This is a genomic window from Planktothrix sp. FACHB-1355, assembly GCF_014748295.1.
Taxonomy (GTDB): Bacteria; Cyanobacteriota; Cyanobacteriia; order Cyanobacteriales; family Aerosakkonemataceae; genus Aerosakkonema; species Aerosakkonema funiforme_A.
In genome coordinates this window covers 1-2570 of the sequence record NZ_JACJUP010001380.1, presented here as the reverse complement: position 1 = coordinate 2570, position 2570 = coordinate 1, and the positions used below count along the sequence as shown (strand labels likewise).

Below are 2570 nucleotides of genomic sequence, written 5' to 3'. Positions count from 1 at the left end.
GCCCGGTACTTGACGGCGATTAAAATCGCCAGGTGCATTCATCCCCATGTCTAAAGCCAGGGGCTTCCTGCACGGTTCAGGTGACAGTGAATTTTTGTATTAATTAGTTACGGTCATTAGCGATCGGCATTTTTACCAAGACTAACAACAGACTAATCTCGCGGCGACGGTTCTGGCGTCCCCTCTGGCGAAATTTGCTCTTGAACAGCAGAGGGATTCACTGTCGATTGTTTCAGAGTACTGGCCACCAAAGCATAGCCCAGATAAGCAGGTAAAATAATTGCTGTCAGAGCGGCGATCGCACCCAACCACATCAGCGGTCTTGACGACGAACCATAATAACATCTGTAGGGATCGAACTTCAAACGTTCCGGCTTAATCAGATCCCGCAACGCCACAGGTCGCTTAAATCGCACCCGGCGATCGTCCAGCTTTTCCAGTAAAATCCAACCAGCTTCCCCCTCTTCATCGCATAAACGCTGAAACACAACCGGGTCGCGAAACAGATCCCGGTTAGCTCGCACAATTTTAAATTCCCACCCTGCCAAACGCAGCTCGCGGGATAACCCTTGTGCGGAACCGTTCGGTTGCCCAGGCACTTCTGCCTCAGCATTTGCCTTGGATTCGTAACGGGTCAAAATTTCTTCCTCCTGTTCCTCTTCTTGCACCACCGCCGCTTGATACCAGCGCATCCATCCCCCAATAGCTGTTGCCTGGAAACCAAGACTACCGACAAACAAGCTTAAAAAAGTAAGTTCTAGCATTTTTTTTGTGCTTTTGTTAGTCTATTGCACTTCCTACCTAGATTGGTATTTTCAATCCGGGAACTTAAGCCATAGGGCATCGAGCGTCGAGGCTATTGTATATTCTTCTTTAGTCCTCAACTTCGATTTGCCAGTTCCCAGAATGTCTCCACTCTAGATCAAACATTTGCCCATATCTGTGCAGGTAAATAACCTTCCATCAAGCAATCTTGACCGACAGTTTGCCAGCTGACTCGTTCTAAAGTAAGCGCTTGGCTCATTTTAGTGAATCCCAGATCTGCCACAGGTGTTGGCGCAGAAGTGCCACCAACGATTTTAGGGGCAATAAAAGCCAAAATTTTTTGTACGGTTCCTTCTGCGATCGCTCGTGCAGCCAAAGTACCTCCACATTCCCACAACACCGAAAGTAAACCCCGCTCATACAAGTATGACAGGGCGATCGCAGGTCTGAGCGAATCCAATTCCACCACCTCCACACCGCGTTTGAGCAGAAACTGCTGAAAATCTGGATTAGCTCCTTTTGCAGTCAAAACCAAAGTAGCAGCTTCTGCCGTCTGCCATAGGTAAGCTTGCTCCGGCAAATTCAGCGTTCGACTCATCACAACTCGCAAAGGATTGTGCCCCTCTGTTTGATGAGTAGTTAAGTGGGGATTGTCTCGACGAACCGTATTGCCACCCACAATTACAGCATCGCAAGCAGCCCGCAGCTTGTGTACCTGGGTGCGAGCATTTGTGTCCGTTATCCAAACACTGTCGCCGGTGGTCGTGGCAATTTTACCATCCACGGTCGTAGCAAATTTCAAAATTCCAAAAGGGCGGCGATACAGAACGCGATGTATAAAAGCTTCATTCAGTTGGCGACAAGCATCCGCTTCGATTCCCACTACCACTTCAATACCAGCCGATCGCAAACGCTCGATTCCGCCCCCAGACACTCGCGGATCGGGATCGATCGTACCCACCACCACCTTACCCACCCCAGCTGCGATCAACGCTTCCGAACAAGGCGGCGTCCGTCCGTAGTGATTGCACGGCTCCAAATTAACATACAGAGTCGCACCTTTAGCCAGTTCGCCTGCTTGCCTGAGCGCAAAAATTTCGGCGTGAGGATGACCCGCTCCCGGATGATACCCTTCCCCGACAATCTCACCTGCTCTGACAATTACCGAACCAACCAAAGGATTGGGCGCAGTTTGTCCTAGAGCTAAACGAGCCAGTTCCAAGCATCTCAGCATCATCGCCCGATCGAATTCTTCATTGTTCATAGTTCATAGCCTAGATATTTGTCTTCTTTCCTGCTTTGTCGCGAACTACGAACAGCGAACCTTTAACTACGACTCCTGCCAGTTTACTTTTTTCCACCAACGATTGAGCGGATAGTAAAGAACTGGAGCCCAGAGACTGCTTAGAATAGCTGATGCCAGCGCAATGCGCTGATGTTCCGTCCAAACTTCAGCCATATTGCGATCGCTCATAGTTGTGAACTGAAGCGCAAAAACCGTTTCTAACAGTATCGCCATGCCAAAAACAATTAACGCCACCGAAATAAAATCTTCTTCCACATATCGTTGTTTTTTAAGGCAAGCGGTCAAAATTCCCGCACAAGCGAGACTAATTGCATGAGAAGGATAAGGTGCCGTCATCCCATCTTGAATCAGCCCCAAACACACACCTGCGATCGCTCCTGATATGGGACTGCGCTTTACGCTCCAAGCAACCACCCAAATCAACAACCAATCAGGCCCGAATCCCAATAATTCCATTCCCGGTAATCGAGCCAGCAAGAAAAGCAAACACAGATGCTAT

Annotated in this window: 3 protein-coding genes; all 3 read right to left on the bottom strand. The window is 49.0% G+C overall.

Annotated features, from left to right (window positions below):
* Positions 1-152: 152 nt before the first annotated feature.
* The gene (locus H6S82_RS32610; RefSeq protein ID WP_190471484.1) at positions 153-764 is read right to left on the bottom strand and encodes a hypothetical protein; all 612 of its coding nucleotides are present in this window, start codon (positions 762-764) and stop codon (positions 153-155) included.
* 158 nt (positions 765-922) lie between these two features.
* Entirely contained in the window at positions 923-2029 is a 1107-nt protein-coding gene (ribD, locus tag H6S82_RS32605; protein WP_190471481.1) for a bifunctional diaminohydroxyphosphoribosylaminopyrimidine deaminase/5-amino-6-(5-phosphoribosylamino)uracil reductase RibD, read from the bottom strand.
* Between the two features lie 66 nt (positions 2030-2095).
* On the bottom strand, positions 2096-2557 hold the full coding sequence (gene mreD / locus H6S82_RS32600) for a rod shape-determining protein MreD (protein ID WP_347339583.1): 462 nt from the start codon (positions 2555-2557) through the stop codon (positions 2096-2098).
* Positions 2558-2570 lie beyond the last annotated feature (13 nt).